At 58.3% G+C, this 7,261-nt stretch carries 4 protein-coding genes; 2 read left to right on the top strand and 2 right to left on the bottom strand.

The annotated features are described in order from the left end of the window. Positions 1 to 1,388 (bottom strand): type VI secretion system Vgr family protein (locus AC1D2Q_RS29380; protein ID WP_477815525.1); only part of this gene is annotated, 1,388 nt, incomplete at its 3' end. 657 nt (positions 1,389 to 2,045) lie between these two features. Here AC1D2Q_RS29380 and AC1D2Q_RS29375 point away from each other — a divergent pair. Next, positions 2,046 to 3,065, top strand: a complete 1,020-nt coding sequence (locus tag AC1D2Q_RS29375) for a substrate-binding domain-containing protein (protein ID WP_477815527.1) — start codon at positions 2,046 to 2,048, stop codon at positions 3,063 to 3,065. Then, complete coding sequence (locus AC1D2Q_RS29370) at positions 3,053 to 6,073, top strand: EAL domain-containing protein (protein ID WP_477815524.1); 3,021 nt, start codon at positions 3,053 to 3,055, stop codon at positions 6,071 to 6,073. The genes AC1D2Q_RS29375 and AC1D2Q_RS29370 overlap by 13 nt, the downstream gene beginning before the upstream one ends. Positions 6,074 to 6,238: 165 nt before the next feature. Here the strand turns inward: AC1D2Q_RS29370 and AC1D2Q_RS29365 are convergent, their stop codons facing one another. After that, the gene (locus AC1D2Q_RS29365; protein ID WP_477815526.1) at positions 6,239 to 7,213 is read right to left on the bottom strand and encodes an aliphatic sulfonate ABC transporter substrate-binding protein; all 975 of its coding nucleotides are present in this window, start codon (positions 7,211 to 7,213) and stop codon (positions 6,239 to 6,241) included. Positions 7,214 to 7,261: the final 48 nt, after the last annotated feature.

The raw sequence follows: 7,261 nt of genomic DNA, 5'->3' as shown, positions 1-7,261 counted from the left end.
AGCGTGTAGGGCACCGTCTGCTCGGCGTTGTAGACGCGGCCGGTGATGATCGGCCGATCCGGGTCGCCTTCGAGGAAACTGACAATCACTTCCTGACCGATTCGCGGGATCTGCATCGCCCCCCAGTTCTTGCCGGCCCAGGCCTGGGAGACGCGCATCCAGCAGGAGCTGTTCTCGTTGGATTGGTCGTGGCGATCCCAGTAGAAGTGCACTTTGACCCGGCCATACTGGTCGGTCCAAATCTCCTCGCCCTCGGGGCCGACCACCACCGCGGTCTGCGGCCCTCGGACAATCGGCATGGGGGTCAGGGGGAGAGGGTGGAAAACCTGGCTGGCATCCATGCAAGCGAGTTCGCCCACGAACTGCTCGGAGAGATCCTGGGTGCCACTTTCATAGGGCTCCTGGTGGATGTGGTAGCGCGCGCTGACCACCAGGTATTCGCGGTTCTGGTCGTCGCGCTCGTAGCCGGTCAGCGTGAACAGGTGGCCGGAGCCCAGCCCGCGGGCACGGCCGCGCAGTTGTACGCGCTCGAACTGGCTGTGGATGGCTTCGATGCGGGTACGCGCATAGTGCTCGCCGTCGTTGCTCTGTGCGTATTCACCGGGGTAGTCGTAGAGCGGGTAGTCGCCGTTGCTGTGGCTGCGCGACACACTGGAGCGCACCCCAAGGTTGGCGCGGGGGCGCTGGAAGTCGTAATCGTTGAGCTCCAGCGAACCGGGTTGGACTTCCCGCGCCAGTTGCCAATCGTAGAAATGATCGCGCTCGCGCATTTGCCGATCGGGTGGGTAGAACGGCACTGAGTGGTAGTCTGCCACCGTGGAGTGGGCGCCATAGGCGTCGGCCAACACCAGTACATGACGTGTTTGCTCATGGCGGAAGTAGTAATAGATCCCTTCCTGTTCCATCAATCGGCTGACGAAGTCGAAGCTGGTTTCGCGGTACTGCACGCAATATTCCCACTGGCGGTAGCTGCCGCTCAGGCTGTCTTCGAAATCGGAAAAACCGAGGTCGCGGAACACCTGCTTGATGATGTCCGGCACCGTATTGTTCTGGAAAATCCGGCAATCCGAGGTGCGCGTGAGCAGCCAGAACCAGGGCCGCAGGCTGACGTGGTAGCCGGCGAACTGGCCATGGCCGGTCAGTTGTCGACAGCTGCAGGCAATGCCGTGGAAGTAGCGTTTGCCGCCGTCATGCAGCTCCAGGGTCAGGCCCATCGGCTTGCCCAGCAAATGGTCGAACGTGATCGCCCGGTCTTCGGAGGTGAGGTTCAATTCGTAGTGGAACAACCGCCCCAATTCTTCGCTGCCTTCCATGCTCCGCAGTAGCAGGACATCGCCGCCGAGGGGACAGTCGACCTGCACCAAGCGGTTGTTTTGCGTGATTGCCATGCACGGCTTCCTCTGCCTCGTGTTTGGGCGTCAGTCGGCCGTCTCGAATACATGACGCACCGTACGACTGAATCCGTTTCCTGCGGATTAACCTTTTGCCCAACGCCTCTTTGGCGTTATCTCTAATCCTTACAATTCAAGGAAGTGTTAGCGCTGTTCAATTCTTGTCAAGAAACTCTCCGACCAGTGGGGTGAACACTGAGGCGTTTCAAGATCGGTGATCGGAGGTCATTATTTAGTTTCTTTGGTTATAGGCTTTATTCTAAAAAGTGAGTACCCGCGCAATTTATTCAGGCGCGAATTCAGTCGTGCTCATGAAGAACATCTTTCAATGTTGCGTAAAGGATGAGTACTGTAAAACTAAAGTTCGCGCACTTTTAACCACCGAAGACCTGATGACAGCAGAACCGACTATCCTTTCGGATAGTGAACGCTGCACTCTTGGCAAAAAGGGACGCCATGCCAGACTATGATTGCGCCATCGGCTCCACACCCGGCATTACATACGGTGATCGAACCTGTCTGATCGGGCCCTGGTTACTCAGGCCCTGGCTACTCTGGATGGCTTCAATTACGGTTTTCTGTCTTTTCACGGCAACGCCCGGATACGGCCAGAACCTGCCAACCGCGGCGGGTGTCGAAAGCGCCACGGTAACGGTGATTCAAGCGCAGGAAATCGTTTCCAGGGCCACCCTTGAAGCCGTTCGCTGGAGCGGCCCTGAGTCCGGCCCGAAAGCCCAGCGGGGCAAGAGCATCGCCCTTGTCGCAGAGGATTTGCGTAACGGAGGCATCGTCGGTGTCGCGCAGGGCGCTCGCGAGGCAGCCAAGGCGATGGGCTGGACGCTGAAGATATTCGATGGCGCTGGATCAGCGGCCGGGCGCGCAAAGGCCTTTTCCGATGCCCTGGCAGCGAAACCCGACGGCCTCATTCTGTGCGGTTCCGATGCCCTTGAGAACAATGCGGCGCTGATCCTCTTCGCCAACAGGGATGTGCCGGTGGTTGGCTGGCACGCCGGGGCACGCCCCGGGCCGATTGACGGCACGCCGGTGGCCATGAACGTCACGACCGACCCGCTCGAAGTGGCTCGCCTCACGGCCATGGCGGCAGTGGCACAGTCAAACGGACACGCCGGCGTGGTCATCCTGACCGACTCCAAGTACAGCATCGCCATGGCGAAAGCCAAGGCCATGGAAAACGTCATTCGGGCCTGTCGGGAATGTACGTTGCTGGAAGTGCGCGATGTGGCGATCTCCGAAAGTGGCGAGAAGATGCCGGCGCTCACCAAGGAGCTGCTTCAGCGCTATGGCAAGCGCTGGACCCACACGCTGGCCATCAACGATATCTATTTCGACTACTCGATTGCCTCATTGACCAACGCCGCAATGCCCAGTGACGGCATCAGTCTGTTGTCTGCCGGTGATGGCAGCGCTTCGGCTTTCTTGCGCATACAGGCAAAAACCTACCAGACCGTCACCGTGGCCGAGCCGCTCAACCTGCATGGCTGGCAAGTGATGGACGAATTGAACCGGCTGTTTGCAGGTCAGCCGGTGAGCGGCTTCGTAGCGCCGATTCACCTGGTCAATGCCGACAATATTGCCTTCGACGGCGGGAAGAAATTCCAGTACGACCCTGACAATGGTTATCGAGACATTTATCGCCACCAATGGAATCCCTGACATTGGACGTTATTTCCCGGCTCGGACGCCGGCTATTGCCGCAGTCGTTGCGCGCCCAGTTCACACTGGCGTTCCTGACGCTGGCGCTGCTGATCCTGGCGGGTGGTGCCACAGCGGTCTACGCGTTGCGCACGTCAAACAGCGCCACCCGCCAGCTGACGGATGAACGACTGGTGCGCATGCAAAATGGGCAAGACATGGTGCAGCGGACCTTGCTGATCGAACGCCAGACCGATCAGCTTCTGACAACCCGTTCCCCCGACGCCCTGCGTTCAAGCTATGCGGCGACCGTCGAACAGCTTGAAGCCCTTGATCAACTGGTGCAGGAGCTGACTGCCGCGAACAGTGGCGAGGCGATACTCGACATGCATCRGTCGAGTCAGATGTTCCGTAATACCGCCAACATCGTTGCGCAGTTGCGAGAAAGCCTGCTGCAAACCGAGGTCACCTTCGAGCAAGCCCTGGAGGATCACGCTGCCCGGTTAACCGCGACCAAGACCCGGGCCAGCCTGGAACTGGCGGTGTTACTTTTCGATCTGCCGCAGGCTAATGACAGTGATGCCGTGCAACGGCTGCGGATCCGATATGAGCGCCTGTCACGCGCCGCTGGCAAGTTACCCGACGCCGATGGGGAAACGCCCGACCTCTTCTCCCTGCGCCTGAGACTCATCAATCAGCACAACGTCATCCAGCGCTTCAATGAGGAGTTGAAGAATGAGGCCGGGGTTCTGGTCGCGGTGGCCCGTGCGCAATCCAGTGCTTACACCGAAGACTATCGCGAAGCCGTGCAGCGCCTGGTCGAGGCCTCAAATCGTAGCCAGCAATGGGTGCTGATCATGTTGGGCGCCAGCCTGGTGTTCGCCTGGTTCGTGACCCGGGTCTTCATGGGCCGTCATGTGCTCGTGCGCCTGAATGAAATAAGCCGGCAATTGCGTCAGGAACGCACTGACAAAACGCATTTGATGATGGTGGAGCATGGGAAAGACGAGATCGGCAACATGGCTCGCGCGGTGAATCAATTCCTCAAAGACCGTCTTCAGCTTGAAAAAAAAACGGTCCAATTGAGTATCGCCACAGAGCGGCTCGCCCTGCAAAACAACCGATTAGAGCAAGAAGCCATCATCCGTGCCGGACAAGGTCATGTCCTGGAGCTGATCGCCAGGAGCACCGAGCTTGCAGAAGTCCTCGATAGTCTGGCTCACCTGGTCGAGTCCCAACTGGAGGGGATGATGGTGTCCATCCTGGTGCTGGATGAGGATGGCAAGCACCTGCTGCACGGGGCTGCCCCCAGTTTGCCGAAAGCCTATAACCAGCTCATTGACGGGATTGCGATCGGTCCAAACGTCGGCTCTTGCGGCACCGCGGTGTATCGACGAGAACCGGTCATCGTCACGGATATCGAGCTGGACCCGCTGTGGGAGGAGTACCGATCAGCCGCTGCGCCCTATGGGTTTCGTGCCTGCTGGTCGACGCCGATTCTGTCCCATGAGCGCAAGGTATTGGGTACGTTTGCCTTGTATTCCAACACCGTACGCAGCCCTAGCTCGACCGAGACGCGACTGATCGACATGGCGACACCTCTTGCCGGTATTGCGATAGAACGCCAACTGACCGAAAAGCGCATTCGCTATATGGGCGACCATGACGCACTGACCGGGCTGCCGAATCGCACCCTGCTCGAAGACCGTCTCAAGCAGGCAATACTTTATGCCCAGCGCTACAGCCGGCTGGTGACGGTGGTGTTTCTCGATCTGGACAAATTCAAACTGGTGAATGACAGCCTTGGGCACAGCGCTGGAGACGTACTGCTGAAAACCGTCGCCCAGCGCATGCAGGAGTGTGTGCGCCGCACCGACACCGTCGTGCGACTGGGTGGCGACGAGTTTGTGATCATCCTGTTCGACCAGCCCTCAGACCTCGACGGCGTTACTCCAGCCCTGCACAAGATCCAGGAAGCCATCCTGCGGCCGATTCAGCTCAGCGGGCATACACTCCACGTCACCTGCAGCATGGGGTTGGCCACCTACCCAGCCGACGGCAGCGATACCGACACGTTGCTCAGCAATGCGGACGCCGCCATGTACCGGGCCAAGGAACTGGGTCGCAACAGTTACCAGTTCTATACGAGCGAGATGAATAACAAGGATCAGGGCAAGCTCGCCATGCAAGACGGGCTTCGAAACGCGCTCAACCATGACGAGTTCCTGCTGCTGTACCAGCCACAGGTGGATTTGCAGTCAGGTCAGATTATCGGCGTAGAAGCACTGATCCGCTGGCAGCATCCCGAACTCGGCATGGTGTCTCCAATCAAATTCATTCCGCAGGCCGAAGAGACCGGGTTGATCGTGCCCATAGGCGATTGGGTGATTCATACCGCGTGCAGACAGAACAAGGACTGGCAGGATGCGGGCTGGCCGCCGATCACCATGTCGGTGAATATTTCAGCACGCCAGTTCATCGAAAGGGACCTGATCGACCGGGTGAGGCATGCCTTGCAAGAGACCGGACTGGACCCGATGTACCTTGAGCTGGAGCTGACCGAAAGCCTGATCATGCAAGACCTTCAGCAAGCCATCAGCAAAATGAAGGAACTGCAATCAATGGGGATCAGTCTGTCGATCGACGACTTCGGCACCGGCTACTCCAGCCTCGCCGCATTGAAAAGCTTCCCCATCGCAAGACTCAAGATCGACCAGTCTTTCGTGCACGATCTGCCCGACAACGAGAACGACAAAGCCATCGCTACCGCAGTGATTTCGTTGGGGCACCAACTGAACCTCAGGGTCATAGCCGAAGGTGTCGAAACCGAAGAGCAGCAAACCTTCCTGCGTGAAAACGGCTGCGATGAAATTCAGGGCCACTTTTTCAGCAGAGCGGTCAGCGCAGAGGAAATCAGTCTGTTACTGCGTACGCCCCGATTGCCTCAACCGAGCCGCATTACCAGCCCTGACGCGGTAAGGCGAAAACGCGATGTAAAACGTCCACGCAGTCCAATGCCCGGGCATTAATGACTTGGCGTACGGTAAAACGCTGCTGTGTCAGAAGTGGTCCTCGCACTACGAAGACAACGAGCCCCACCCCATTCAAAGGCTGCGCAGGCAGATTACGGGAAGACCGAAAGACATCGAGAGATCGAACAGGGTGTAAGCGTCAGCTCGTAATCGAAGACTGCCTTACGGTTTCCAGATATCGACGTCTCTGGCATCTACCCCCTTGGGCAATAAACCTGCGGCAAAAAAAGCATCGGCGATTTTCTGCTGCTCACCCAACTGGTCACCATTCACAGGCTGTACCTGGTAGCTGCGATGGGTGTTGGCCGATTCGACTGTTGCCACATCGAGGTTGCCCCACAACGGGCTGAGTATTTGTGCCGCGTCACGTGGGTTGGTTTTTACCCAGTCACCTGTCTTGTGCAGTTGTTCGTAAACCAGCTTGAGGACTTCGGGATGCGCCTTGGCGTAACCCGTGCTGGTCAGGTAGTAGCGTTTATAACTGGCCAGGCCTGTGCCGTCAGCCAGGGTGCGCGTCGGCAGCTGACGTTGCGCGCTGGTGAGGAAGGGTTCCCACGTGACCCAGGCATCGACCTTGTTGTTCTCGAAGGCTGCTCGGCCATCGGCGGGTGACAGGTAGGCCGGTTGGATGTCCGAAAACCCCAGGCCTGCTTTTTTCAGAGCAGCGATCAGCAAATAGTGGGAGCCTGCCGCCTTGGTGACCGCGACTTTCTTGCCTTTCAAATCTGCCAGTTGCTTGAGGGACGAGTCCTCGCGCACGACGATCGCCTGGGCGGAAGGCGAGGGCGCTTCTTGCGCAAAGTAGGTCAACTTGGCCTGCGCGGCCTGAGCAAAAATCGGCACGGTGTCCGCCACGTCAGCGCTGATATCGACATTGCCGACATTCAGCGCTTCCAGCAGTGGCAAACCACTTGAAAACTCATGCCAGCTCACATCGATGTTCTTCTGCGCGAGGTTTTTTTCCAGCGTGCCTTGGGTTTTCAACAGGGTGATCAGAGTCGATGACTTCTGGTAACCGATTCGCAGCGTTTCCCGGGCCTGAGCCGGCAGGGTAAATGACAAGGTCAGGGCAACCACCAGAGCGGCCAGCACCGGACGACGGAATTTCGCTTCAGCATTTTTGGTGGATTGTGGCATGGCGCACTCGGCATTCAGCAAGAGAGAAGGGCTATCTGCCATGAAGGA

It is taken from the genome of Pseudomonas sp. P1_A1, assembly GCF_056406935.1.
This window is presented reverse-complemented; position numbering and strand designations above follow the sequence as displayed.

What these genes read in the sequence shown, in the direction of transcription:
- AC1D2Q_RS29365 (WP_477815526.1), bottom strand. Translation starts at nt 7,213, where the DNA reads ATGCCACAATCCACCAAAAATGCTGAAGCGAAATTCCGTCGTCCGGTG.